27 protein-coding genes are annotated in these 25,681 nt (G+C 62.5%); 8 read left to right on the top strand and 19 right to left on the bottom strand.

What is annotated here, in order from left to right; all coding sequences use genetic code 11:
• Window positions 1-301: OmpA family protein (locus ACIQ17_RS14985; protein ID WP_398469841.1), on the top strand; the 301-nt coding region annotated here is incomplete at its 5' end.
• A gap of 189 nt (window positions 302-490) precedes the next feature.
• The gene (locus ACIQ17_RS14980) at window positions 491-1,240 is read left to right on the top strand and encodes a superoxide dismutase (RefSeq protein WP_398469840.1); all 750 of its coding nucleotides are present in this window, start codon (window positions 491-493) and stop codon (window positions 1,238-1,240) included.
• Between the two features lie 133 nt (window positions 1,241-1,373).
• Here the strand turns inward: ACIQ17_RS14980 and ACIQ17_RS14975 are convergent, their stop codons facing one another.
• Both ACIQ17_RS14975 and ftsY read right to left on the bottom strand, forming a co-directional pair.
• Window positions 1,374-1,973 (bottom strand): septation protein A, encoded by a 600-nt coding sequence (locus ACIQ17_RS14975; RefSeq protein WP_398469844.1) that lies wholly within the window; start codon window positions 1,971-1,973, stop codon window positions 1,374-1,376.
• A 20-nt stretch (window positions 1,974-1,993) separates the two neighbouring features.
• Window positions 1,994-2,938 carry a signal recognition particle-docking protein FtsY gene (gene ftsY / locus ACIQ17_RS14970; RefSeq protein ID WP_398469839.1) on the bottom strand — a complete coding sequence of 315 codons (945 nt, stop codon included), beginning with the start codon at window positions 2,936-2,938 and terminating at the stop codon, window positions 1,994-1,996.
• Between the two features lie 154 nt (window positions 2,939-3,092).
• Here ftsY and ACIQ17_RS14965 point away from each other — a divergent pair, with 154 nt between their 5' ends.
• Window positions 3,093-3,728, top strand: coding sequence for an RluA family pseudouridine synthase (locus tag ACIQ17_RS14965; protein ID WP_398469843.1), 636 nt, complete (start codon window positions 3,093-3,095; stop codon window positions 3,726-3,728).
• Window positions 3,729-3,858: 130 nt separating this feature from the next.
• Here ACIQ17_RS14965 and fabB read toward each other — a convergent pair whose 3' ends face one another.
• Both fabB and fabA read right to left on the bottom strand, forming a co-directional pair.
• Entirely contained in the window at window positions 3,859-5,085 is a 1,227-nt protein-coding gene (gene fabB, locus ACIQ17_RS14960; protein ID WP_398469838.1) for a beta-ketoacyl-ACP synthase I, read from the bottom strand.
• Window positions 5,086-5,164: 79 nt separating this feature from the next.
• Window positions 5,165-5,701, bottom strand: a complete 537-nt coding sequence (gene fabA, locus ACIQ17_RS14955) for a bifunctional 3-hydroxydecanoyl-ACP dehydratase/trans-2-decenoyl-ACP isomerase (RefSeq protein WP_398469837.1) — start codon at window positions 5,699-5,701, stop codon at window positions 5,165-5,167.
• 309 nt (window positions 5,702-6,010) lie between these two features.
• On the opposite strand from fabA, the gene irrA reads away from it, so the two are divergent.
• Entirely contained in the window at window positions 6,011-6,499 is a 489-nt protein-coding gene (gene irrA, locus ACIQ17_RS14950; protein WP_398469842.1) for an iron response transcriptional regulator IrrA, read from the top strand.
• Window positions 6,500-6,543: 44 nt separating this feature from the next.
• On the opposite strand, the gene ACIQ17_RS14945 is transcribed toward irrA, so the two are convergent.
• The gene (locus tag ACIQ17_RS14945) at window positions 6,544-7,314 is read right to left on the bottom strand and encodes an SGNH/GDSL hydrolase family protein (RefSeq protein WP_398469836.1); all 771 of its coding nucleotides are present in this window, start codon (window positions 7,312-7,314) and stop codon (window positions 6,544-6,546) included.
• 4 nt (window positions 7,315-7,318) lie between these two features.
• Window positions 7,319-7,843, bottom strand: a complete 525-nt coding sequence (locus ACIQ17_RS14940) for an SH3 domain-containing protein (RefSeq protein WP_398469835.1) — start codon at window positions 7,841-7,843, stop codon at window positions 7,319-7,321.
• A gap of 225 nt (window positions 7,844-8,068) precedes the next feature.
• Here ACIQ17_RS14940 and ACIQ17_RS14935 point away from each other — a divergent pair, with 225 nt between their 5' ends.
• Window positions 8,069-9,073 carry a 2-hydroxyacid dehydrogenase gene (locus tag ACIQ17_RS14935; protein ID WP_398469834.1) on the top strand — a complete coding sequence of 335 codons (1,005 nt, stop codon included), beginning with the start codon at window positions 8,069-8,071 and terminating at the stop codon, window positions 9,071-9,073.
• Window positions 9,074-9,205: 132 nt separating this feature from the next.
• On the opposite strand, the gene ACIQ17_RS14930 is transcribed toward ACIQ17_RS14935, so the two are convergent.
• From ACIQ17_RS14930 to tsaB, 11 genes are all read right to left on the bottom strand, one after another.
• The gene (locus tag ACIQ17_RS14930) at window positions 9,206-9,913 is read right to left on the bottom strand and encodes a tRNA (guanine(46)-N(7))-methyltransferase TrmB (RefSeq protein WP_398469833.1); all 708 of its coding nucleotides are present in this window, start codon (window positions 9,911-9,913) and stop codon (window positions 9,206-9,208) included.
• A 137-nt stretch (window positions 9,914-10,050) separates the two neighbouring features.
• Entirely contained in the window at window positions 10,051-10,467 is a 417-nt protein-coding gene (locus ACIQ17_RS14925; protein WP_398469832.1) for a helix-turn-helix domain-containing protein, read from the bottom strand.
• A gap of 276 nt (window positions 10,468-10,743) precedes the next feature.
• Window positions 10,744-12,351, bottom strand: a complete 1,608-nt coding sequence (gene lnt, locus ACIQ17_RS14920) for an apolipoprotein N-acyltransferase (RefSeq protein WP_398469831.1) — start codon at window positions 12,349-12,351, stop codon at window positions 10,744-10,746.
• A gap of 10 nt (window positions 12,352-12,361) precedes the next feature.
• On the bottom strand, window positions 12,362-13,468 hold the full coding sequence (locus ACIQ17_RS14915) for a hemolysin family protein (RefSeq protein WP_398469830.1): 1,107 nt from the start codon (window positions 13,466-13,468) through the stop codon (window positions 12,362-12,364).
• A 1-nt stretch (window position 13,469) separates the two neighbouring features.
• Complete coding sequence (gene ybeY / locus ACIQ17_RS14910) at window positions 13,470-14,000, bottom strand: rRNA maturation RNase YbeY (RefSeq protein ID WP_398469829.1); 531 nt, start codon at window positions 13,998-14,000, stop codon at window positions 13,470-13,472.
• A 65-nt stretch (window positions 14,001-14,065) separates the two neighbouring features.
• A complete protein-coding gene (locus ACIQ17_RS14905) occupies window positions 14,066-15,148 on the bottom strand; it encodes a PhoH family protein (RefSeq protein WP_398469828.1) in 1,083 nt (360 codons plus the stop codon).
• A gap of 4 nt (window positions 15,149-15,152) precedes the next feature.
• Complete coding sequence (gene miaB / locus ACIQ17_RS14900) at window positions 15,153-16,565, bottom strand: tRNA (N6-isopentenyl adenosine(37)-C2)-methylthiotransferase MiaB (RefSeq protein ID WP_398469827.1); 1,413 nt, start codon at window positions 16,563-16,565, stop codon at window positions 15,153-15,155.
• A 105-nt stretch (window positions 16,566-16,670) separates the two neighbouring features.
• Window positions 16,671-17,360 (bottom strand): HAD family hydrolase, encoded by a 690-nt coding sequence (locus tag ACIQ17_RS14895; RefSeq protein WP_398469826.1) that lies wholly within the window; start codon window positions 17,358-17,360, stop codon window positions 16,671-16,673.
• Window positions 17,357-17,809 (bottom strand): Fur family transcriptional regulator, encoded by a 453-nt coding sequence (locus ACIQ17_RS14890; protein WP_398469825.1) that lies wholly within the window; start codon window positions 17,807-17,809, stop codon window positions 17,357-17,359. Before ACIQ17_RS14890 ends, ACIQ17_RS14895 begins: the two co-directional genes overlap by 4 nt.
• A gap of 41 nt (window positions 17,810-17,850) precedes the next feature.
• Window positions 17,851-18,339, bottom strand: a complete 489-nt coding sequence (rimI, locus tag ACIQ17_RS14885) for a ribosomal protein S18-alanine N-acetyltransferase (RefSeq protein WP_398469824.1) — start codon at window positions 18,337-18,339, stop codon at window positions 17,851-17,853.
• Complete coding sequence (tsaB, locus tag ACIQ17_RS14880) at window positions 18,336-19,037, bottom strand: tRNA (adenosine(37)-N6)-threonylcarbamoyltransferase complex dimerization subunit type 1 TsaB (protein ID WP_398469823.1); 702 nt, start codon at window positions 19,035-19,037, stop codon at window positions 18,336-18,338. The genes rimI and tsaB overlap by 4 nt, the downstream gene beginning before the upstream one ends.
• A 367-nt stretch (window positions 19,038-19,404) precedes the next feature.
• Here tsaB and ACIQ17_RS14875 point away from each other — a divergent pair, with 367 nt between their 5' ends.
• Window positions 19,405-21,084: a PAS domain-containing protein gene (locus ACIQ17_RS14875; protein ID WP_398469822.1), complete on the top strand. Its 1,680-nt coding sequence runs from the start codon at window positions 19,405-19,407 to the stop codon at window positions 21,082-21,084.
• A gap of 72 nt (window positions 21,085-21,156) precedes the next feature.
• On the opposite strand, the gene ACIQ17_RS14870 is transcribed toward ACIQ17_RS14875, so the two are convergent.
• Window positions 21,157-21,843, bottom strand: coding sequence for a 3-oxoacid CoA-transferase subunit B (locus ACIQ17_RS14870; RefSeq protein WP_398469821.1), 687 nt, complete (start codon window positions 21,841-21,843; stop codon window positions 21,157-21,159).
• Window positions 21,840-22,526 (bottom strand): 3-oxoacid CoA-transferase subunit A, encoded by a 687-nt coding sequence (locus ACIQ17_RS14865; RefSeq protein WP_398469820.1) that lies wholly within the window; start codon window positions 22,524-22,526, stop codon window positions 21,840-21,842. The genes ACIQ17_RS14870 and ACIQ17_RS14865 overlap by 4 nt, the downstream gene beginning before the upstream one ends.
• A gap of 222 nt (window positions 22,527-22,748) precedes the next feature.
• On the opposite strand from ACIQ17_RS14865, the gene ACIQ17_RS14860 reads away from it, so the two are divergent.
• Window positions 22,749-23,234: a (2Fe-2S)-binding protein gene (locus ACIQ17_RS14860; protein ID WP_398469819.1), complete on the top strand. Its 486-nt coding sequence runs from the start codon at window positions 22,749-22,751 to the stop codon at window positions 23,232-23,234.
• Between the two features lie 91 nt (window positions 23,235-23,325).
• Window positions 23,326-25,680, top strand: coding sequence for a xanthine dehydrogenase family protein molybdopterin-binding subunit (locus ACIQ17_RS14855; RefSeq protein WP_398469818.1), 2,355 nt, complete (start codon window positions 23,326-23,328; stop codon window positions 25,678-25,680).
• The last annotated feature ends 1 nt before the right edge of the window (window position 25,681 follow it).

Raw genomic sequence — 25,681 nt, 5'->3', positions numbered from 1 at the left:
TCCGCGTGCGGTGTTCCTGATCGAGGGTCATACCGACGCGGTCGGCTCCGATGTCGACAATCTGTCGCTGTCGGATCGTCGCGCGCAGTCGGCAGCCGAATTGCTGACCCAGCAATTCCAGGTGCCCGCGGAGAACCTGACGTCGCAGGGCTATGGCGAGCAGTATCTGAAGATCCAGACCGATGGTCCGGAGCGGCAGAACCGTCGCGTGACCGTGCGCAACATCACGCCGCTGTTGAACGGCGGTCAGGCCTCGCTGCCGCCACCGCCTCCGGGCACGGCACCGCCGCCGCGCCGCTAAGCGGAGCCAACAAATACCAACGGCCGGGAGCGATCCCGGCCGTTGCGTTTAGAGCTTTGCCAACTCGCTGCGACGTGATGAGTTCTGGTGTGCCGCGTCACATTGCCCGCATATGAAACTGGCATTGAAACCAAACGTAATTGCCAAAGCCGCCCGCGGCGGCACAGCAAAATTTTCAGGAGAAGCACCATGTCATCGATGTCCCGACGCCACTTGATGTTCGCTGCGACCGGCATGGCTGCCGCCATTGCCGCGCCGCGCTTCGCTTTCGCCCAGGCCGCCGCGCCTGCTGCGACGCCGGCTGCAGGCAATGCACCCTTCATCCTGCCGCCGCTGACCTATCCGGTGAATGCGCTGGAGCCGCATATCGATGCGAAGACCATGGAGATCCATCACGGCAAGCATCACTCCACCTATGTCGCCAACATGAACACCTTCGCCAAGGACACGCCGATGCTCGGCGAGAAGCCGCTGGTGGAAGTGCTCGGCAATCTCAACAGCGTGCCGGAGGCGATCCGCACCGGCGTGCGCAACAATCTCGGCGGCCACGCCAATCACACCATGTTCTGGCAGATCATGGGCCCGAATGGCGGCAAGCCGGATGGTGAAGTGCTTGCCGCGATCGATCGCGACCTCGGCGGCATGGAGAAATTCCAGACCGATTTCAATGCCGCCGGCGGCCGTCAGTTCGGCTCGGGCTGGGTGTTCGTGGTGGTCGACAAGACCGGCAAGCTGTCGATCGAAACGCGTCCGAACCAGGACAATCCGATCATGGACGGCAAGCGCGCGCTGATGGGCAATGACGTCTGGGAGCACGCTTATTACCTCACCTATCAGAACCGCCGGCCGGATTATCTGAAGGCTTGGTGGAATACGGTGAACTGGACGAAGATCGGCGAGCGCTATGCGGCCGCAAAGGCTGGTACGCTGGCGGTTTAATTCTCTTTGTAGGGTGGGCAAAGCGACTTGTCCGCCATAGCGCGAAGCGCGACGGCGGAAGCATGCCCACCTTGACCAGCCGTGAATCTCAAGGTGGGCACGGCGCAAGCGCGCCTTTGCCCACCCTACAGAATCACTTCGTCACGTCGCCCGCATCGCGCTCGCTTTCGGCGAGCGAGGCCGGCTCGATGCTGTAGCGCTTGATCAGCGGCATCTGGGCCACGGCAAAGGCCATGGTCAACGGGATCACGCCGAAAGCCTTGAAGGTCACCCAGAAATCGGTGCTCTGGGTGCGCCAGATCACTTCGTTGATTACGGCCATGGCGGCGAAGAACAGCGTCCAGCGCAGCGTCAGCGCACGCCAGCCTTCCGGCGTCAGGTTGAAGACCTGATCGAACATGATGGCGATGAAGGAACGGCCAAACAGGAGGCCGCCGCCGAGCACTACGGCGAACAGGCCGTAGATGATGGTCGGCTTGACCTTGATGAACGTCTCGTCATGCAACCACAGCGTCAAGCCGCCGAACACCAGCACGACGAAAGCCGTCACGATCGCCATGATCGGCACATGCTTGACGACCACATAGGACGCGATCATCGCGATGACGATCGCCACCATGAAAGCGCCGGTGGCCACGAACAGGCCGAACTTCGAATTGGCCACGAAGAAGATGATCAGCGGGCCGAGCTCGGTGGCGAGCTTGAACAGCGGGTGCGGTTGCTTCTTGTCGATGACGTCGCTGCTCATGGTCTTCAGCTCTCGATTCCTGCTACAGCCTTGGCGAAATCGCCGGCCGTGAACGGCGCGAGATCGTCGATGCCTTCGCCGACGCCGATGAAATGCACCGGCAGCTTGTACTTCTCCGACAGCGCCACGAGGATGCCGCCGCGCGCGGTGCCGTCGAGCTTGGTCATCACCAGACCGGTGACCCCAGCCGTACGATGAAACGCCTCGACCTGCGACAGCGCGTTTTGTCCCACCGTGGCATCGAGCACGAGCAGCACCGCATGCGGCGCCGACGCGTCGACCTTCTTGATGACGCGCACGACCTTTTCGAGCTCGTTCATCAGCTCGGCCTTGTTCTGCAGCCGGCCGGCGGTGTCGATCAGCAGCACGTCGCGATTGTCGTCACGGGCGGCGGTGACAGCGGAGAAAGCAAGGCTGGCAGAGTCCGAGCCCTGCGTGCCGGCGATCACCGGCACCTTGTTGCGTTCGCCCCAGACCTTGAGCTGTTCGATGGCTGCCGCGCGAAACGTGTCGCCGGCGGCCAGCATCACCTTGCGGCCTTCGGCGGTGAGTTTTGATGCCAGCTTGCCGATGGTGGTGGTCTTGCCGGAGCCGTTGACGCCGACCACGAGGAGAACGAACGGTTTGTGGGCGGTGTCGATCTCGAGCGGCTTGGCGACCGGCGACAGCACTTTCTCGACCTCGGCGGCCACCACGGCCTTCACCTCATCGGCGGAGATGGCCTTGTCGAAGCGGCCCTGGCCGACCGCCTTGGCGATCCGGGCAGCCACGTCGGAGCCGAGATCGGCGCGCAGCAGAACGTCCTCGATGTCCTCGAGCATCGCACGGTCGAGCTTGCGCTTGGTCACGAGGTCGGCGACCGCCGAGCCGATCGAGCTCGAGGTGCGCTTCAGGCCGTCGGAGAGCCGTCGCCACCAGCTCTGTTTTGGCGTTTGGGGAGTGTCGCTCATGTCGGGGGTGTGTTAGCCGTTTCGCGCCATGAATCAAAGCAATGCCAGTGAAAGTGACGTCGACGCCCTGCCGGTTGCGGTCGTCGAGCCCGCCCTTGTCGGCGATCTGACCGAAGCCGACATTCTGTCGCGGGTGCTGCACCGGGATGGCCTGATGCTGGTGATCGACAAGCCGGCCGGTTTGCCGGTGCATCGTGGCCCCAAAGGTGGGCCGAATTTGGAGAATTCCTTCAGGTTCCTGCAATATGGCCTGCCGCGCGCCCCGGTGTTGGCGCATCGGCTGGATCGGGACACGTCGGGCTGCCTGGTGCTGGGCCGCCATCGCAAGGCGACCGCCTCGCTCGGCCTGCTGTTCAAGCACAGCCGCATTTCCAAGACCTATTGGGCGGTGGTGGAAGGTGGGCCAGAGGCCGACGAGGGCGTGATCGACATGCCGCTCGGGCGGCTCAATGCCGAACGCGGCTGGTGGATGAAGCCGGACCCGGAAGGGCTGCCGTCGGTGTCGAATTTCAAGGTGCTCGGCCGCGGTGGCGGCATGAGCTGGCTGGCGCTGGAGCCGGTCACCGGGCGTACGCATCAGCTGCGCGTGCATACCTCGGCGTCGGGGTATCCGATCGTTGGCGACAATATCTATGGCAATGGGCCACGCTTCGGCGAGCCGACGCTGCATCTGCATGCGCGGAAGATCGTGATCCCGATCTCGAAGAACAAGGAGCCGGTGCGGGTGACGGCACCAGTGCCGCCGCATCTGCAGGAGCGGATGCGGGCGTGTGGATGGAATGGGGAGTGACTCTCCCTGTCGTCACCCGGCTTGACCGGGTGACCCAGCAAACTCAATTGTTGGTACTTGATCGGCGCGGCCGGTGTTTACTGGATCCCCGCGTTCGCGGGGATGACAGTATGAGTGTTCAGGTCAGCGGTTACGCATCAAGCCGCTTGAACACCAGCGTTGCGTTCGTCCCGCCAAAGCCGAACGAATTCGACAGCACGGCGCCGAGCTTGGCATTGTCGATGCGCTTGCGCACGATCGGCATGTCGGCGAACACCGGGTCGAGTTCGGTGATGTTGGCGCTCTCGCAGACAAAACCGTTCTGCATCATCAGCAGCGAATAGATGGCTTCCTGCACGCCGGTGGCGCCGAGCGAATGGCCGGTGAGCGCCTTGGTCGCCGAGATCGGCGGGCACTTGTCGCCGACGCCGAACACGTTGCGGATCGCCTGCATTTCCGGCGGATCGCCGGCCGGGGTCGAGGTCGCATGCGGGTTGATGTAGTCGATCTTGATGCCGCCGGTGGTGGCCAGCGCCATCTTCATGCAGCGCTCGGCGCCTTCGCCCGACGGGGCGACCATGTCGTAGCCATCCGAGGTCGCGCCATAGCCGACGATTTCGCCATAGATCTTGGCGCCGCGCGCCTTGGCGTGTTCGAGTTCTTCGATGACGAGAACGCCAGCGCCGCCGGCGATGACAAAACCGTCGCGATTGACGTCATAGGGACGCGAAGCGGTGGCCGGGGTGTCGTTGTATTTCGACGACATGGCGCCCATAGCGTCGAACAGCACCGACAGCGACCAGTCGAGTTCTTCGCAGCCGCCGGCAAATACGACGTCCTGCTTGCCCCACTGGATCATCTCATAGGCATTGCCGATGCAGTGATTCGAGGTCGCGCAGGCGGACGAGATCGAGTAGTTCACGCCCTTGATCTTGAACCAGGTCGCGAGCGTCGCGGACGCGGTCGACGACATCGCCTTCGGCACTGCAAACGGACCGACGCGCTTCGGGCCCTTGCTGCGGGTGATATCGGCGCTGTCGACAATGGTGCGGGCCGACGGGCCGCCGGAGCCCATGATGATGCCGGTGCGCTCGTTGGAAACTTCTTCCGGCGACAGGCCGGAGTCCTGGATCGCTTGCTCCATGGCAATGTGATTCCACGCAGCGCCTTCACCGAGGAAGCGCATGGCGCGACGATCGACCACGTCGGCAGGATTGATGGTCGGCGCGCCCTGCACCTGCGAGCGGAAACCCAGCTCTGCATGTTTCTCGGCGCGCGTAATGCCGGACTTGGCCTCATGGAGGCTCGCAAGCACTTCCTGCGTGTTGTTTCCGATGGATGAAACAATGCCCATCCCGGTGACGACAACCCGTCTCATGATCGTCTCGCCCTTTGAATTACGTGTTGTGGACTCGGCGGTCGCCCCCTCGGAAACCGCCGTCGAGATACAGTGGCTGCTATGCTGCCGACTGTGTTGCGGTGGCATCCTGCTTGAACAGGCCGACCTTCAGGTCCTTTGCCCGATAGATAATCTCGCCATCGGCAGAAAGCGAGCCATCGGCAATGCCGAGCCACAGTTTGGAACGCATCACGCGCTTGACGTCGATGGTGTAGACGACCTTTTTGACATTCGTCAGTACCTGGCCGGAGAATTTCAGATCGCCGAGGCCGAGCGCGCGGCCGGGACCAATACCGCCGGACCAGCCGAGGAAAAAGCCGACCATCTGCCACATGGCGTCGAGGCCGAGGCAGCCCGGCATCACCGGGTCGTTCTTGAAGTGACAGGCGAAGAACCAGAGGTCCGGATTGACGTCGAGTTCGGCCTGGATGAAGCCCTTGCCGAATTCGCCACCGTCTTCGGTAATGGTGGTGATGCGGTCGAACATCAGCATCGGAGGCAGCGGTAGCTGGGCATTACCTGGTCCGAACAGCTCGCCGCGGCCACAAGCCAGCAGGTCTTCGTAAGTGTAGCTGTTCTTTTTGTCCTGAAGCATACCGGGCTTTCTGGGTCCACTGCTGTCCAAGGGCTGACTTTGACCAAGAAAGCCCATATAGAATTGTTCCAAATGTCGCGGGAACCTGTCCCGGTTCGGGGCTCTCTATCATACGCTCATAAGGCGGCAAAGCGGCGTATCACCCGCTTTTAACGGCATAATTGGGTTCGGCCCTCGTGCTGCGATGCACGGTTCCCCGGGGCGGACCGTCTAGTTGCGAAAATCTTGCATCTGGAGCCCTTCCTTTTTATATTATTGGGGAATTTCCGAGTAGAATTGCGTGGAAGTGACAGGATTACTGACGTGGATATGAGCGACAGCATTTCGACGATGGACGACGCAACTGCGGTTGCCGAAATCAATCATGGCCGCCAGCCGGCCCTGACTGGTTGCCCGTGGCATGACGTCAACGAAATGCTGCAGTCGGTCGGCCTGCGTCCCACCCGTCAGCGCATGGCGCTGGGTTGGCTGCTGTTCGGCAAGGGCGCCCGCCACCTGACCGCGGAAATGCTCTATGAGGAAGCCACCCTGGCCAAGGTGCCGGTGTCGCTGGCGACCGTCTACAACACGCTGAACCAGCTCACCGACTCGGGCCTGCTCCGTCAGGTCAGCGTCGATGGTACGAAGACCTATTTCGATACCAATGTGACGACGCACCACCACTACTATTTCGAGAACAATCACGAGCTGGTCGATATCCCGAACCAGAATCTCGTCCTGACCAAGATGCCGGACGTGCCGGAAGGCTTCGAGATCAGCCGCATCGACATGGTCGTTCGCCTGCGCAAGAAGCGCTAAGGCTGCACGGGCGCGCTGCGCCCGGCCTTGCTCAAGGAAGCGGATTATTTCCTGCGCTGGCGTTTCGCCGGCGCAGTTTCATTTTGGGGCTCCGGCATCGCCGCCACGATCGCCCGCGCCAGCGCACGGCCCACACAGGCATAGCCGTCGGCCGAACTGTGCAGTCCGTCCCAGCTCGTCAGCGCGGTCATCGGCAGCCCGCCTTCGACGGCGCGGCGCATCAGGTCGAAGCGCGAGAACAGCGGCACGTTCTCCTGCCTCGCGGCCTCTGCGATGCTCGCCTGCATCTTGCTGTGGTTCGAGGCGAGGATGACCGGCGCGTATTGCTGATCCATCAGCACCACATCGGCGCCCCTGGCCTTCAGTTGACGGATGCCCTCGACGATCCTGCTGGCAAGGCTGTCGCCGCTCTGTAGCCAGGTGACGTCGTTGGTGCCGATCTGCCAGATCACCAGATCGGGCCGGTGCGCGAAGACGTCGCGTTCGAAGCGCGCGACATTGCCGGGGATGGTATCGGCATTGCGTCCGCTATTGGTGATCGCGACCTGCAGGCCCGGCTTCAGCAGCTCCAGCTCGGATTTCAGCATGCCGGGATAAGTCAGCGCCGGGTCGGATTGCCACAGGCCGCGCGTCGACGACGAGCCGATCGCGACGATGCGCAACGGCTCATTGGCCCGGAGCCGCGCGGCGGTGCGTGCGAGTGGTGCGGCCTCGGTCAGCGGCTGTCCAATGGCGAGGCAGGTCTCGATGGCGGATTGCGCGAGGGCAAGTTGCGGCAAAAGCGCAAGTGCCAAGGCCAGGAGGCCGGGGCGCATTCCGTCAATTCACCTTTTCGTCGAAATACACACCCCACAGGCGCTGTTGCTCGATCCAGCCGTCGAAGCCGGTGCCGACGACGCGGCACCAGCCGTCGCGGCAGCGCCGCACCTGTGCGACCACGCCGGCCTGCAAGCGCGCGGCGACGGCGCTTTGCGGGTTCGGATCGTCATAGATCGCGGCCAGCTCGTCCTTGTGCTTCATGGTCACCACCGCGGTGCGGCGGCCGGACAGCAGCGAGTGATACACCCAACCCTCGGAGCCCTCGGAATCGCGGACCCGGCGCCAGTTCTCGTATTCGGCCGTGATCTCAACGGGCAGGCCGGCCTTGGTATAGACCCAGGCGACATCGTTATCCTTGGTGGGGCCGGCGCGGACATTCACATGGTCGGATTTCAGGCTGACATAGCGCGGCACCGGCAAGCCGCTGGCGCCGAGCGGGACGTTACTGGCGGCGAGAGCCGGATCGATTGCTGCGACCAAAAGTGCCGCCACCAAACCCGCATACGCAAAACGCCCCGCCGTCATTAACCCAACCTCGTCCCATTCCATCATTGTCGCATTGCACGCTCGCCTTGAGGTTCTTGTTTCGGCCCTGTTCTCTGATAGAGAGGACCGAAGGCCCAAGACACTGACCACGACACCCGGTTAAGTGTCGGGGAACCCGAGGAAACGGTGCATTTGCGCGGCTGCCGGAGTTTCGATCAACCGGGTTAATGCGGACTGAACGAACAAGGGGCGAGTGAGCAGGATATGACGATCAAGAAGAAGCCCCTCGTTGTCGTCACCCGCCGTCTGCCGGATTCCATCGAGACGCGGATGCGCGAATTGTTCGACGCCCGTCTCAATGTCGACGATGTGCCGATGACGCAGGAGCAGCTCGCCGAGGCGATCCGCACCGCCGACGTGCTGGTTCCCACCGTCACTGACGAAATCACCAAGGACTTGCTCGATCAGCCCGACTGCAAGGTGAAGCTGATCGCCAATTTTGGCAATGGCGTCGACAACATCGATGTCGCTGCGGCCCAGGCCAAGGGCATTACCGTCACAAACACACCAAAAGTGCTCACCGAGGATACGGCCGACATGACCATGTCGTTGATCCTCGCGGTGCCGCGCCGCCTCATCGAGGGCGCGGCGATCCTCACCGAGGGACGTGAGGACTGGCAGGGCTGGTCACCGACCTGGATGCTCGGCAAGCGGCTCGGCGGCAAGCGCCTCGGCATCATCGGCATGGGCCGCATCGGCCAGGCGGTGGCGCGTCGCGCCAAGGCATTCGGGCTGCAGATCCACTATCACAACCGCAAGCCGGTCGCCCCCGTGATCGCTGACGAACTCGGCGCGACCTACTGGGATTCACTCGACCAGATGCTGGCCCGCATGGACATCATCTCGGTGAATTGTCCGCACACGCCGGCGACATTCCATCTCCTGTCGGCGCGTCGTCTCAAGCTGATGCGCAAGGACGCCTATATCGTGAACACCGCGCGCGGCGAGGTGATCGACGAGGAGACGCTGACCAAGCTGATCGAGACCGGTGACATCGCCGGTGCCGCGCTCGACGTGTTCGAACACGAGCCTGCGGTGAATCCGAAGCTGGTGCGTCTCGCCAAGGCGGGCAAGGTGCTGCTGCTGCCGCATATGGGATCGGCAACGGTGGAAGGCCGTGTCGAAATGGGCGAGAAGGTGATCATCAACATCCGCACCTTCCTCGATGCGCACAAGCCGCCGGATCGCGTGTTGCCGAACATGCTGTGAGCGGGGCGTCGCTGCTCTGATTGTTATCACCCGCGAAAGCGGGTGATCCAGTAACCGACGTCAACAAAGCATAGGCGCCGGTGTCTACTGGATCGCCCGATCGAGTCGGGCGATGACAAGTGAGGCACGATCTTACTTCAGCCGAAACATCAGATAGCTCGCCTTGCGCCCTTCGCGCGTCGCCTTCCGGCCGTAGCGCGTCATGGTGTAGTTCGGCCATGGCAGGCGCCAGTCGTCGGCGCGCTCGGCCAGCCAGGTGAAAGCCGGTGAGCGCGTGACGTGCCACAGCGTCCACGCCACATAGCTCTCGATATCGCAGACGAAACGAAACTCGCCTGCCGGCATCAGCACGCGGGACATGGTCGCCAGTGTGGCGTCCTGCACGAAGCGGCGCTTCCAGTGCTTCTTCTTCGGCCAGGGATCGGGATGGATCAGGTCGATGCGCTTCAGCGACTGTGCCGGTGCCCAGTTCAGCAGTTCCGCGGCATCGCCGGCGACGAGGCGAATATTGCGTATCCCCTGCGCCTCGATCTGCACGAGGATCTTGGCCATGCCGTTGATATAGGGTTCGCAGCCGATGAAGCCGATATGCGGATGCGCGAGCGCTTCGGCGACCAGATGCTCGCCGCCGCCGAAACCGATCTCGAGGCGCACGGCTTCGAGATCGCCGTCGAACAACTGACGCAGATCCGCCGGGGCGGGCTGCGTGATGTCCACGGTGAGGGCGGGCAGAAGCGTGGTCATCAGATCGGCCTGATGGTCGCGCAATTTGTGGCCTTTGCGGCGTCCGAAGAAGGAGCCGGTATAGCGCTTGGATTCGTCGGTATTGTCGTCAGTCATCATGGCGCGGTGATAGCGCCGAAACGCGCATTCCGCCATCGGCGCGATGACGAATACCGGCCTAAAATCGCGAGGGACTGTCGTATCGAGGATGGGCAAGACGCTGCGCGTCTTTGCCCACCCAACAAACGAGCGCGTTAGTTCGCTTCCGTCGCTTCGCGGGCGGCGATCTGTTCGACGAGATCGACGATGCTGCGGCGAAGCTTGCTATCGGAGATGCGCGTGAAAGCGCGCGTCAGTGCGAGGCCTTCGGACGTCGCGAGAAAATCCGACACGTAGGTGGGGGAGGCTGCTTCGCCGAAACCATTGCTGGTTTCGATAGCACCGGGGCCGCCCTCGAACAGGAAGGAGACGGGCACCTGGAGGATTTCCGAAATCTGCTGCAGGCGGCTGGCGCCGACGCGGTTGGTGCCCTTCTCGTATTTCTGTACTTGCTGAAATGTGAGGCCGAGCGCTTCGCCCAATTTTTCCTGACTCATGCCCAGCATTATCCGGCGCATGCGCACACGGCTGCCGACATATTTGTCAACAGGATTGGGCGCTTTCGTCGACATCTCGATCACTCCTGGTACACAAAATGGGGAGACGGAGCAGAGAGACGCCCGTCGCAGATCGGCATCAGTGGCGAGCCGACGGTATCCTAATAGACTATATAGCAGCGGCGTAAATCTTCCTAAGTAGAAAATTTGAGCCTCTGATGCATTATTTTCTCAAATAGCGAGAACTAAAGCTAACAAAGCTAGCTTAGAAAGCCTTCATCAGTAGACGTTGTGCGAATTATCAATCCCGGATGTGGTCCGTCGTAACTATCTAAAATAGTTGAGTTACTATCAACCGCGGGACTTTGCCCGGCGGCGAACGACCAAAACGATAGCCAGTGCAATACCAATCGCCGCGGGAAGATCGCCGGCTTTCGCGTAAAAAGTGGGCTGAATCGCCGCAGGCAGGCGGGAGTCGAGCACGCCTTCGATACCAAGACCGAGCTGCGCGACGATGCGACCGACCGGGTCAACAACGACGGAGATCCCGGTGTTCGCCGCGCGAACCAGCGGAAGCCCCTCTTCGATAGCGCGGATCCGGCTCTGCTGCAGATGCTGATAGGGACCGGTGGAGATACCGAACCAGCCGTCATTGGTGAGGTTGACGATCCAGCCGGGCCTATCATTCTGGATCACGATGTCGTCGGGGAAGACGGCTTCGTAGCAGACCAGCGGCAGCATCGGCGGGGCGCCCGGCACGTCCATCGGCTTGCGCCGCGTGCCCGGGATGAAGCCGCCATGAACCTTGGTGAGCTGCTGCAGGCCGATCTTTTCGAGCAGGTTCTGGAACGGCAGATACTCACCGAATGGAACGAGATGCAGCTTGTCATAGACGGAGAGGAAGGTGCCGTCGTGATCGATGACGAAGATCGAATTATAGGCGCGGGTGACGCGCGTGCCCGGTGGCTGATCCGGCGGCCGCACGGCGCCGGTGATCAGCACGGTGCCCTTCGGCAGCAGATCCGCGATCTGCGCCATCGCATCGGCTTCGCGCGACAGGAAGAACGGGAAGGCGGATTCCGGCCAGATCAGCACATTGGCCGAGCCGACACCGCTATTCTCCGGCCCGGTCGAGCGATCCGACAGCGCCAGATACTTGCTCATCACGTCCGCCTTGGCGGAGTAGTTGAAGCGTTTGTCCTGCGAGATATTGGGCTGCATGATGCGCAGCTTCACATTGGCCACATACTCCGTTGGCATGCGCGCCAGGCGGACGGTGCCATAGATGCCCATCACGACCAGCAGGGACGCTGCAAGCGCTGGCGCGAGCCATGGTCGCTGCGCGCGCGAGCGGCTGTCGATCAGCGCGGCAGGCGATGCAAAGATCGCGACGGCGAGGAATGTCATGCCCCACAGGCCGATCAGCGACATGGTCTGTGCGAGAGCGAGCGGCTCGGTCAGCGCATAGCCGAACGCATTCCACGGGAAGCCGGTGAGCATATGCCCGCGCAGCCATTCGCCGATCGTGAGGCTCGCCGCAAGCGCCAGTACGCGCGATGCATCCCTGGTCCAGAGTAGCCGCGCCAGCGCAAAGCCGAGCGCGGTGTAGAGCGCGAGATAGGCGGGCAGGCCGCAGATCGCGGCCGGTAGCAGCCATGCGAATGTGTCGGCATCGACGAGGAAAGCATAGCCAATCCAGTACAGACCCGGCACGAAGTAGCCGAAGCCGAACCACCAGCCGGCCATGGCCGCAGCCGGGATGCCGCGCATCTTGCCGGCGGCCGCGCCGTCGATCAGCCAGACGACGACGGGAAATGTGATGAAGAGGATCGGCCAGGCATTGAACGGCGCCATCGCCAGCGACGAGAAGGCGCCGGCAAAGAAGGCAATGGCGGCACGCCGCCAGCCCCAGGCAAGGATGATGCTGAGTGCGACATCGCGCAATGGCTTTGGAATCATGGCTTGGGGATCACGGCGTTCCCGCACTGTCTCCGGAGGGGGGCGGATTCGCAGTGTCAGTCGGTTGCGAACTGGCGGTGTCGGTGGGCGCGCCACGCTTGCGTGCTTCGCGGACGCGCGGAGCAGGGCGCTCCTTGCGCGGGCCGATGCGCAGCCGCTTGACGCGGCGCGGATCGGCATCGAGCACTTCGATCTCGAATTCGCCGGGGCCTGCGATCACTTCGCCGCGCACGGGCAGGCGGCCCACATGGGTGACGATATAGCCGCCCAGCGTTTCCACGTCCTCGCCGTCCTCGCCGGTCTCGAAATCCTGGCCGATCAACTTTCGTGCTTCTTCGAGGCTAGTGCGGGCATCGGCGATGAAATAGTCGCCCTGCTTGACGATCGAGGGCGGTTCTTCGCTGTCATGCTCGTCGTCGATCTCGCCGACGATCTGTTCGACGATGTCCTCGATGGAAACCAGGCCGTCGGTCCCGCCATATTCGTCGACCACGAGGGCGAGATGCAGGCGCGCCGCCTGCATCTGCGCGAGGAGGTCGATGGCACGCATGGACGGCGGCACATAGAGCAGCTTGCGGATGATGCCGGTCTCCACAAGGGTCTGTGCGAGATCGACGGTACGCATATCGAGCCCGGCGGGCAGCGGCTTCTTGCGCTTCGCCGTGGCCGGCTTCGGCTCGCTGCGCGCCTTGATCGTCATATAGCCGAGCAGGTCGCGGATATGGACGATGCCGACGGGGTCATCGAGTGTCTCGTTATAGACAACGAGGCGCGAATGGCCGGCGCTCTCGAACAGGCTCATCAACTCGGCGAGCGAAATGTCCTGTTTGACCGCGACGATGTCGGAACGATGCACCATCACATCGGCGATGCGGCGCTCGTTGAGGCCGAGGATATTGCGCAGCATGGTGCGCTCGATGGTGGTGAAGCCGGTCTCTTCCGGCTCCGAGGCATCGAGGACCACCTGCAGATCGGCACGCACCGATCCGGTCTTCCATCCGAACAGCGAGCGGATGGCGCGCGTCAGCCAGTTCTCGGCGGCGGGGCGGATGACCTCGCCGTCATGAACCACTGCGGGCAGGTTGTTCGCCGTATTGTTACTATCGCCCTCCGGCATGTCAGGTCACCTCGCCCTGATTTGCTCGCGGATCACTATCCGCATAGGGGTCGGGAATGCCGAGCGTCGCGAGGATCTCGCGTTCGAGCTGCTCCATCTCCTCGGCCTGCTCGTTGTCCTCATGGTCATAACCGACGAGATGCAGGAAGCCGTGGACAGCGAGATGGCTGAGATGGTTGGCGAACGGCTTCTCTTCGTTGTCCGCTTCTCGGCGTGTCGTCTCATAGGCGATGGCGATGTCGCCCAGCATCATCGGCATGTCGTCCGGCACCTCGGCGCCTTCCGGCGGCTGCAATGCCGGGAAGGAGAGCACATTGGTCGCCTTGTCCATGCCACGCCAGTTGTTGTTCAGCGTGCGGATGCCAACATCGTCGGTGAGCATGATCGCGAGTTCGGCATCGGCGGTGTCGTCCTCGACCATGCTCGATGCAGCCTCGATGGCGCGATGAATGATCGCGTCGGCCTCGGGCTCGGCGGACCAGCAGTCGGCGACGACGAGAACTTCGGTCGCAGGTGGGATATGGGTCGTCATGTTTGAATAGTTTTTCTCATCGACGGAGCTCGGTGCAGCTCCGTCGTTCGTCCTGGTTATTTGCATTAGTCCCTGGTGGCCGCTGCCTTCGTCGAAGCTTCCTTGATCGAAGGTTTCGGCGCTGCTCCCTCATAGGCGGCAACGATGCGTGCCACCAGCTCATGGCGAACCACGTCTTCGCCCTTGAAATGCACCTGCGCGATGCCCTGCACGCCATCGAGAAGGCGTACGGCTTCGGACAGGCCGGAGACCTGGCCATTCGGCAAGTCCACCTGCGACGGGTCGCCGGTGATGATCATGCGGCTGTTCTCGCCGAGACGCGTAAGGAACATCTTCATCTGCATCGATGTCGTGTTCTGTGCTTCGTCGAGAATGATGGCCGCATTGGTCAGCGTACGGCCGCGCATGAAGGCGAGCGGCGCGATTTCGATCTCATTGGCGGCCAGCGCACGCTCGACCACGCGCGCATCCATCAGGTCATAGAGCGCGTCATAGATCGGGCGCAGATAGGGATCGACCTTCTCCTTGAGGTCGCCGGGCAGGAAGCCGAGGCGTTCGCCGGCTTCCACCGCGGGACGCGACAGGATGATGCGATCGACCTCCTTGCGCTCGAACAGCATGCAGGCATGTGCCACCGCGAGCCAGGTCTTGCCGGTGCCGGCCGGGCCGACGCCGAACACGAGTTCGTTGCTCTTGAGCGCGCGGATATAGGAGTCCTGCGCGGCTGTGCGCGCACGCACCGGGCGCTTGCGCAGATTGATCGCCTCGAAATTCGAGATCGGCTTCGACGGATGTTTCGGATCGAACGGAAACAGCGAGCCTTGCGCCAGCGTGGCACGGATCGCACCTTCCACATCGCCTTGCGCCAGTTCGATGCCCTGTGCGGCCTGCGTATAGAGCATTTCGAGCACGCGGCGACCGGCGTCGCAGGCGTCGCGGGTGCCGGTGAGCGTGATGTGATTGCCGCGGCTGTCGACGACGACATTCAATCGTCGTTCCACCAGCGCGAGGTTCTGGCCATAGGGGCCGACCAATGCGGAGGCCGCGCGGTTATCGTCGAAGTCGATGACGACCTGCGTCTCGGCTGATGCGGTAAAGTCGGGTTTGCGAGCAGCGAGCGTAGACGAATCCGATGCACTCTTTGCCAAGAATTCAGGCTCCCGTGGCGGTGAGAACAGGCTGCGATAACTCAGGCGATGAAAGATTAGGGCGTGAAGCTGACGCCAGCGTGCCGATCAGGCTGTAGCGCTCGAGGCTGTCGATCCGGACCGGCAGGATCTGGCCGATGATGTCTTCGGAGGCCATCACATGGGCCGGCTGCAGGAAGGCCGTGCGGCCGACGATCTGGCCGGGATTGCGGGCGGCGCGCTCGAACAGCACATCGACAGTCTTTCCGACGGCAGCCTTGTTGAAGGCCGCTTGCTGGCTGTCGATCAAAGTCTGTAGCCGCGTCAGTCGCTCGTCCATGTCGGCCTGTGACACCGTCTCCTGCAACTCCGCAGCCGGCGTACCCGGTCGCGGCGAATACTTGAACGAATACGCGCCAGCGTAACCGATTTGTGTGACGAGCGCGAGTGTGTCGGCAAAGTCCTGTTCCGTCTCGCCGGGGAAGCCGACGATGAAATCCGACGTAAAAGCAATGTCTTGGCGTGCAGACTGAAAACGCTCGATGACCCGGCGATAATACGCTGCCGTATGTTTTCTGTTCATGGCCGCGAGAATCCGGTCCGAACCGGACTGCACGGGCAGATGCACGAAGGGCATCAACTGCGGCAGGTCGCGATGCGCTGCGATCAGCGTATCCTCGACATCGCGGGGATGGCTGGTCGAATAGCGGATGCGGGCGATGCCGGGGATCTCGGCCAGACGGAAGATCAGCGTGCCGAGCGCCCACGGGCGGCCGTCCGGGCCCTCGCCGTGATAGCCGTTGACGTTCTGGCCGATCAGCGTGATCTCGCGCACGCCGTTGTCGGCGAGGCGTTTGGTATCCTCGACGATCTGCGCCACCGGGCGCGATACCTCGGCGCCGCGCGTATAGGGCACCACGCAAAACGTGCAGAACTTGTCGCAGCCTTCCTGCACCGTCACGAAAGCCGAGACGCCGCGAGCGCGAATCGCCGCCGGTTTAGGTGCCGGCAGGAAGCCGAATTTGTCCTCGACCGGAAAATCCGTATCCAGCGCGCGCTCTCCGCCGCGGGCCTTGGCCAGCAGCTGCGGCAGGTTGTGATAGCTCTGCGGTCCGACCACGACGTCGACCACGGGCGCACGGCGGATGATCTCGTCGCCCTCGGCCTGGGCGACGCAGCCGGCGACCACGACATTCATCTGTTTGCCCTGCTGCGCGGCTTCCGCCTTGGCGAGGCGCAGCTTGCCGAGCTCGGAATAGACCTTCTCGGAAGCCTTTTCGCGGATGTGGCAGGTATTGAGGATCACCAGATCCGCATCGTCGGCATTGGCTGTCTCGATGAATCCCTCAGGCGCCAGCGTGTCCACCATGCGCTGGGCATCGTAGACGTTCATCTGGCAGCCGAAGGATTTGATGTGCAGCTTGCGCGGCGCGGTCATGGAACCTGAAATCTTGGAGAAAGCGCATTCTGTGCGCGGGGTTCAATTATAGGCTCACGCCCGATAAATCCAGCGCTAGCGGCAAAATATAATCGTTACAACGGGTTAGGTCGGATCGAAGGCCCGCTCGCCGGGGACGCCGGCAGCGATCAGGGCCGGCAGCTGCCGCATGTCGTCGAACACCAGATGGGCTCCGGTGGCCTGCAGGGCCCCGGCGGTGGCCGGGCTGCAATGGGCGCCGCCATGGAAGCCGAGCACCGTCATGCCCGCCGCAACGGCTCCTGTGACCCCGTGGATGCTGTCCTCGATCACCACGCAGCGGGCGGGGTCGACGCCCATCTGGGCGGCGGCGAACAGGAACAGGTCCGGCGCCGGTTTGCCGCGCTCGACCTGCAGGGCCGAATAGAGATGCTCGCCAAAATGATGAATCAGTTTCGTGGTGGTCAGGCTTGAGCGAATCCGCGTCGGCGTGCCGGAGGAGGCGACGCATTTCTTCTGCGCGAGGCCGGCCAGCACATCGTCGATTCCCGCCACCGGCTGCAACTGCTCGCCGAACACCCGGTCGATCGTGGATCGCAGCGAGTCCGTATAGTCGTCCGGCAATATGCGGCCCATTTCGGCTTCGACTTCCGCGCGCGCCTCGCGCGCCGAGCGGCCGAGAAAGCGCTCATGCACCTGTGCCGAGGTGATCGGATAGCCATAGGCCGTCAGCACATCGGCATGCACCACGCAGGCCAGTGCCTCGCTATCGACGAGCACGCCGTCGCAATCAAAAATGACGAGATCGAAGCTCACTGCTTGGATTTGTCCTCGTCGAGCGGCACGCAATACAGCTCGAGCCGATGGTCGACGAGCTTGTAGCCGAGCTTGGCGGCGACTTCAGCCTGCAATTTCTCGATGGCTTCAGAGGTGAATTCGATCACGGTGCCGTCGCGCAGATTGATCAGGTGATCGTGATGCGTATCGCGCATGGTCTCGTAGCGCGCGCGGCCCTCACGAAAATCGTGGCGTTCGATGATGCCGGCATCCTCGAACAGCTTCACGGTGCGATAAACCGTCGAGATCGAGATCTTGTCGTCGATGGCGACGCAGCGGCGATAGAGCTCCTCCACATCCGGATGATCGTCAGCTTCCGCCAAGACGCGCGCGATCACGCGGCGCTGTTCGGTCATGCGCATGCCTGTCGCAGCGCAGCGCGCCTCGATGCCGCTCACTTTGGAAGATGTTGATTTCAATGCCGTCATGGTTCTTGTCCTGATGGGCTTCTTTTGCCACCGGGGCGTCGTCAGGACAAGTCGCGGCGCATGATCAGGGCGTTCAATTCGGCACCGTTGGCCTCCTTGTAATAGCGCTCGCGCTGGCCCACCACCGCAAAGCCGGTACGGTCATAGAGCCGTCTCGCCGGCATGTTGTTTTCCTCCACTTCGAGGAACACCGTGCGCACGCCGCGACCGGAAAGATGACCGAGATGGGTCATGAACAATTCGCGCGACAGCCCGCGGCCGCGTTGCTCCGGCGATACCGCGATGGATAGGATTTCGGCTTCATCCGCCGCGAGTCGCGATGCGGCAAACCCGATGATGTTGCGGCCCTGGCGCAGCCGGTGGATCAGCGTGTTCTGCTCGCGCAGCATCTGGTCGAATTCGCCGTCACCCCAGCCGCGATGGAACGACGCGGCGTGCAGTCGCGCCAATGCCCCCGCATCTTTTGGTGTCGCGGCTTCGACCACCGCTGGCGCAGTGCGGAAAAACGGGAACCAGGATGGCAGCGTCATGGTGCCGGCTGGGCCTGGTCGAGACTGCCCATCAGGCTCGCCTGCGGCTTGGCGTCCGGCGCGCGCAGATAGAACGGTCGCGCCAGCGCTGTCTGCGGATCGACGGCGGCGCCGAGCCAGGCAACCCACGCGATGTCAGGCGCGGCCTGTTCGTCGATGGCGACCGGTTGCGGCGCGTCGATCGGCCATCGCGCGGCCAGCAGGTTCGCGGCATTGCCGACCAGATACGGCGCCCCGAACCGGGCAGCTTCGATGGCTTCCTCGATCGGCACGACGCAAGGGCGCTGCAGTGACGTGCCGTTGCCGCTCACCGCCTGGAAATACACATGGTCATGCCGCGCATCGATGGCGGCGATGATCGGCGCTTCACCACTGCGGGTCACCACCGGGGCTGCATAGGCCGCCAGCGTGGTCACGCCCACCACAGGCTTGCCGGCAGCCAGGCCGATGCCGCGCCCGGCGGAAAGGCCCACCCGCAGGCCAGTGAAGCTGCCCGGTCCGGTGGTCACCACGACCCGGTCGAGCGCGGAAAACGCGATGCCGGATTGGGCCATCACGCGCGCCAGCAGCGGCATCAGCGCCTCTGCATGGCCGCGCTTCATCGGCAGGGACTCGTGCGCGACCAGCTGCCCGGTACCCGTATCGAGAATACCGGCAGCGCAGGCGTCGAGAGCAGTGTCGATGGCGAGAAGCAGCATGTCGGTTTGCAGTTCGATCAAGGCGAAAAGAGTGTCGGATTTCGTACTTATAATATTCGATTGCGAGCAGCGCCATGCCCCATTCTCCTGCCGCGAGCAGTTGATGGATGCAGAACTCGCTCAACTATCACATTTATCTTTATCAGAAAGGCACGGCGAAGTGTTTGAGAGGCGGGATTATTCGGTTCAGGGCCGTGCGTAAGCCAAGGGAAAGCGGCGCAATCTAGTTTTCCACTTAATGAATTTTTCGGAGATCGATGAGAGGATCATACCAGCTAGCGCTGTCGTGTCCGACTCACCTGCGCGAGCCAGTCTGGTTTTTTTGACGATACGATTTTCCGGGAATCCATAACAAGAAAGTCTTTCAATGTTGCAGTGGTTGACGACTACAGCTGCGCGGAACGCGCTTGCTCAGGCGACGGCGATCAACAAGTCGCAGGCGCTGATCGAATTCAATCTCGACGGCACGATCATCACCGCAAACGAAAACTTCCTGGCGACCATGGGCTACACGCTCGCTGAGATTCAGGGCAAGCATCACAGCCTGTTCGTCATGCCCGAGTCGCGCGACAGCGATGCTTATCGTGATTTCTGGGCGGTGCTGGCGCGCGGCGTGCATCAGACCGGCGAGTTCAAGCGCCTTGGCAAAGGTGGCCGCGAGGTCTGGATTCACGGCTCCTACAATCCGATCATGGACGATGCTGGCAAGCCGGTGCGGATCGTCAAGTTCTGCAGCGATATCACCGCACAGAAGATGCGCGGCCTCGAGGATAGCGGCAAGGTCGCCGCCATCGAGCGTTCGCAGGCGATGATCGAATTCGATCTCGACGGGACCATCGTATCGGCCAACCAGATTTTCCTCGATGCCATGGGCTATACGCTGGACGAGGTCCGCGGCAAGCATCACAGCATGTTCGTGATGCCGGCGGATCGCGAGAGCGCAGCCTATCGTGCGTTCTGGGCGAGCCTGAACCGCGGCGAATATCAGGCGGCCGAATACAAGCGGGTCGGCAAGGGTGGCAAGGAGGTCTGGATACTGGCCACCTATAACCCGATTCTCGACGAGCGCGGTGTGCCGATCAAGATCATCAAATTCGCGTCGGATGTCACTGACCAGAAGCTGCGCACGGCAAACTTCTCCGGACAGATCGAGGCGATCGGCAAGTCACAGGCCGTGATCGAATTCAATCTCGATGGTATCGTGCTCAATGCCAATGAGAACTTCCTGTCTGTGATGGGTTATGCTCTGTCGGAGATCCAGGGCAAGCATCACAGCATGTTCGTCACCGCCGACGAACGCAGTGGCGATGCTTATCAGGCGTTCTGGACAAGTCTGCGCCGCGGCGACTATCAGACCGCCGAATATCAGCGTATCGGCAAGAACGGAAAGCAGGTCTGGATCCAGGCTTCCTACAATCCGATTCTCGATCTCAACGGCGCGCCCTACAAGGTCGTGAAATATGCCTCCGACGTCACCGCGCAGGTGATCGCGCGGATGAAGAGCGAGCGTGTCCGTGGCATGATGGAATCGGTGGCGGCCGGCGCCGAGGAACTGAACGCATCGGTGCGCGAGATCTCGGACGCGATGACCAAGTCGCGCGATACGGCGATGTCGGCGGTTGGGAAGGTCGAACTCGCCGATGGTCAGGCGCAGCGCCTGTCGGCTGCGGCCCAGGCGATGAGCGGGATCGTCGAGCTGATCGGCAATATCACCGGCCAGATCAATCTGCTGGCGCTCAATGCGACGATCGAATCGGCGCGCGCGGGCGAGGCCGGTCGTGGTTTTGCCGTGGTGGCGTCCGAAGTGAAGAATCTCGCGACCCAGGCACGTCAGGCCACCGACCGGATCTCCGGCGAGATCGGCAGCCTGAACGGGATCTCGAGCGACGTGGTCGATGCGCTGAATGCGATCAAGAGCGAGATCCAGAATGTCAGCGAATATGTCACCGCCACGGCGGCGGCGGTCGAGCAGCAGAGCGTGGTGACCAGCGAGATGTCATCGAGCATGCAGCGCGCCGCGGAAGAAGCGGCGAGCATCGGGCGATAAGCGGACGGAACGGCTGGATGGAGCGCATCGGGCGTGTCGCCCGCTGGCTCCATCCGCGCCAAACTAATCGTATCAAGCGGCCATCGCCGGCGCGGCCAGCGCCTGCCAGTTATTGGCCAGCTGCAGTTTCGGCTCGGTGAGCTCCTGCAGTTTCTCCAGCGTCATGCCCTCGACCATCTCGCGCACGAACAGGCCCTGTTCGGTGACGTCGATGACCGCCAGATTCGTATAGATGCGCTTGACGCAGCCCGGCGCCGTCAGCGGCAGGCGGCACTTGTTCAGAATGCGCGGCTGACCCGACTTGTCGGTGTGATCCATGATCACCCGGATTTCCTTCGCGCCGACCGCAAGATCCATGGCGCCGCCGACGCCGGGCGGAAAGCTCGGATCTTCCGTGGTCCAGTTGGCGAGATCACCGGCTTCCGACACTTCAAACGCACCGAGCAGGCTGACATCGAGATGCTTGCCGCGGATCATCAGGAACGCATCCGCATGATGCATGAACACGCCGCCCTTGATCAGCGTCGTGTAGTTCTTGCCGGCATCGATCAGGTTTTCGTCTTCGGTGCCAGGCTCCGGCTTGGGGCCGAGGCCCAGAATGCCGTTCTCGCTGTGGAAGATCACCTCGCGGCCATCCGGCACATAGCTCGCGGCGCGGGTGGGCATGCCGATGCCGAGATTGACGTAGGCGCCTTCCTGCAGGTCCTGCGCGGCGCGCCAGGCCATCTGGTCACGGTTGAGCGGCTTGTAAGTCGTCATGCTTTTGCTCCCAAATTCTTGGCTCCGACGACCACGATGCGATCAATGAAAATGCTGGGCGTCACCACCGCTTCAGGGTCCATGCTGCCGAGCTCGACCATCTCGTCCACCTGGACGATGCTGAGATCGGCGGCCATGGCCATGATCGGATTGAAGTTACGCGCTGACTGGTTGTAGACGAGATTGCCCCAGCGATCCGCCTTCATGGCGCGAAGCAGCGCGACATCACCCTTCAGCGGCTTCTCGAACACATGCAGCACGCCGTCGATCTCGCGGGTTTCCTTGCCCTCGGCGAGCTTGGTATGCGCGGTTACCGGCGAGAAGAAACCGCCGAGGCCGGCGGCATGGGCATGCATGCGCTCGCTGATGATGCCCTGCGGCACCAGTTCGAGTTCCAGCGTCTTGTCGCGATAGGCTTTCAGGAACGCGCTGTAGTCGCCCGAGCGCGGATAGGAGCAGATCACCTTCGAGACGCGGCCGGAATTGATCAGGCGGGCGAGGCCGACATCGCCGTTGCCGGCATTGTTATGGACGATGGTGAGATTGGTCGCCCCCTGTTCGTGCAGCGCCTCCAGCAGATCATCCGCGATCCCGACGGTACCGAATCCGGCCACCAGAACGGTTGCCCCGTCCTTCACCCCAGCCACGGCATCGGCCAGGCTGGCTACGCGCTTGTCGATCACTCCCGAAAACTCCCTGATACGGAATTGTTATGGCCGCCAATAGCTTGCGGCATATTGCGGGCGGAATAGAGCATCGCGGACAGCGAAGTTGAAGAGACAAATTTGCAGTCCCCTCTCCCGCAAGCGGGAGAGGGGAAGAACCGCCCCACCAATTTCCCAGTTGCAAACTCCCCACCCCGCGCTTCTAATTAGACCAATTAAAAATCATCGGGAGGTCTGCACGTGTCCACAGTAAAACTGACGGTCAACGGCAAAGCCGTTTCCGTCCAGGTCGAAGACCGGACGCTTCTCGTCCATTTGCTTCGCGAAAACCTCAACCTCACCGGCACCCATGTGGGCTGCGACACGTCGCAATGCGGCGCTTGCATCGTCCATATCGACGGCAAGGCGGTGAAATCCTGCACCACGCTGGCCGGCCAGGCGGATGGCTGCAGCGTCACCACCATCGAAGGCATCTCGAAGGGTGACCAGCTGCATCCCATGCAGGCCGCCTTCCGCGACAATCATGGTTTGCAGTGCGGCTATTGCACGCCGGGCATGATCATGTCGGCCATCGACATTGTGCATCGCCACAATGGCGACCTCGATGAGCAGACGGTCCGCCACGAGCTCGAAGGCAATATCTGCCGCTGCACCGGCTACCACAACATCGTCAAATCGGTGCTCGACGCCGCCGGACGCATGAAGGTTGCGCAAGCGGCTGAATGAGCTGCGGCGACTTGAATTGAGCTGAGCCGACCGCGCGCTTTGGTGAAAGCCGCGGACAATCAAGAACTCCGGCAGGGAGAGGACCCACAGGATGGGCGTTGAAGGCATCGGCGCACGCGTTGCGCGCAAGGAAGACAAGCGATTCATCACCGGCCGCGGCCGCTATGTCGACGACGTCAAGGTCGTCGGCCTCACCCACGCCCATTTCATCCGCAGTCCCCACGCCCATGCCAAGGTGAAGAGTATCGACGCGTCCGCGGCGAAGGACATGCCGGGGGTGGTGGACGTTCTCACCGGCCAGCAGCTTGTCGACGACAAGATCGGCAATCTGATTTGCGGCTGGGCCATCACCTCGAAAGACGGTTCGCCCATGAAGATGGGCGCATGGCCGGCGATGGCGCCGGACACGGTGCGCTTTGTCGGACAGGCCGTCGCCGTGGTCATTGCTGAGACCAAGAACCAGGCGAAGGACGCAGCGGAAGCCGTTGTCGTCGAATACGAAGAACTGCCCGCCGTCAGCAACATGAAGGCGGCCATTGCGCAGGGCGCGCCGCAGCTGCATCCGGAGGCCCCGGGCAATGTGGTCTATGACTGGTCGATCGGCGACGAGAAGGCCACCAATGAGGCCTTCGCGAAGGCCGCGAATGTGGTTTCGCTTGAGCTGACCAACAACCGCCTCGTCCCGAACGCGATGGAGCCGCGCGCGGCTGTCGCCGAATATGACGACGCCGAAGAGCATTTCACGCTCTACACCACGTCGCAGAACCCGCATGTGGCGCGGCTCGTGCTCTCTGCCTTCTACAATGTCGCGCAGGAGCACAAGCTGCGCGTCATCGCTCCTGATGTCGGCGGCGGCTTCGGCTCGAAAATCTTCATCTATCCCGAAGAGATGGTGGCGCTCTGGGCCGCAAAGAAAACCGGCCGTCCGGTGAAGTGGACCGGTGATCGCTCGGAAGCGTTCCTCACCGACGCGCACGGCCGCGATCACATGTCTCACGCCGAGATGGCCTTCGACGCCAACAACAAGATCCTTGGCCTGCGCGTGAAGACCCACGCGAATTTCGGCGCCTATATGTCGCTGTTCTCGTCCTCGGTGCCGACCTATCTCTACGCCACGCTGCTGTCGGGCCAGTACAACATCCCGACCATCTATGCGGAGGTCATGGGCGTCTACACCAACACCACGCCGGTGGATGCATATCGCGGCGCCGGTCGCCCCGAGGCGAGCTATCTGCTCGAACGCCTGATGGAGACATCAGCGCGGCAGTTGAAGGTCGATCCGGCCGAGCTGCGGCGAACCAACTTCATCACCCAGTTCCCGCACCAGACGCCCGTCATCATGGCCTATGACATCGGCGATTTTGGCGCAGCGCTGGACAAGGCGCTGGAGACCATCGATTACAAAGGCTTCCCCGCGCGCAAGGCCCAATCGAAAGCTGCCGGCAAGCTGCGCGGCCTCGGCTTCTCCTGCTACATCGAAGCTTGCGGCATCGCGCCGTCGAAGGCTGTCGGTTCGCTCGGCGCCGGCGTGGGCCTGTGGGAATCCGCAGAGGTGCGCGTCAATCCCGTCGGCACCATCGAGATCCTCACCGGCTCGCACAGCCACGGCCAGGGCCACGAGACGACCTTCGCGCAGCTTGTCGCCGATCGTCTCGGCATTTCCATCGAGCAGGTCTCCATCGTCCATGGCGACACCGACAAGGTGCAGTTCGGCATGGGCACCTATGGCTCCCGCTCCGGCGCCGTCGGCATGAGCGCGATCCTGAAAGCCATGGAGAAGATGGAAGCCAAGGCGAAGAAGATCGCCGCGCATCAGCTGGAAGCCGCGGAGGGCGACATCGTCATCGAGAATGGCGAGTTCAAGGTGACAGGCACCGACAAGTCCATCGCGCTGCCGATGGTCGCGCTCGCCGCCTACACCGCGCATAACCTGCCGGACGGCATGGAGCCCGGCCTGAAGGAAAGCGCCTTCTACGATCCGACCAACTTCACCTTCCCCGCAGGCACTTACATCTGCGAAGTGGAAATCGACCCCGGCACCGGCAAGACCGACATCATCGACTTCGTTGCCGTCGATGACTTCGGCCGCCTCATCAATCCGATGATCGTCGAGGGTCAGGTGCATGGCGGCATCGCCCAGGGTATCGGCCAGGCCATGCTGGAAGCCGCCGTCTATGACGACAACGGCCAGCCGGTGACGGCATCCTTCATGGACTACGCCATGCCGCGCGCCGACGACGTGCCGTCCTTCAAGATCTCGCATTCGAGCACGCTCTGCCCGGGCAATCCGCTCGGCATCAAGGGCTGCGGCGAGGCCGGGGCGATCGGTTCGTCGCCCGCCGTGATCAATGCGATCACCGATGCGCTTGGCCACAACAGGCTGGAAATGCCGGCGACGCCCGGCCGTGTCTGGGAAGCGCTGCAATTGCAGCAGGCAGCAGAGTAAG

It is taken from the genome of Tardiphaga sp. (assembly GCF_044340795.1).
Classification (GTDB): Bacteria; Pseudomonadota; Alphaproteobacteria; order Rhizobiales; family Xanthobacteraceae; genus Tardiphaga.
This window is presented reverse-complemented; position numbering and strand designations above follow the sequence as displayed.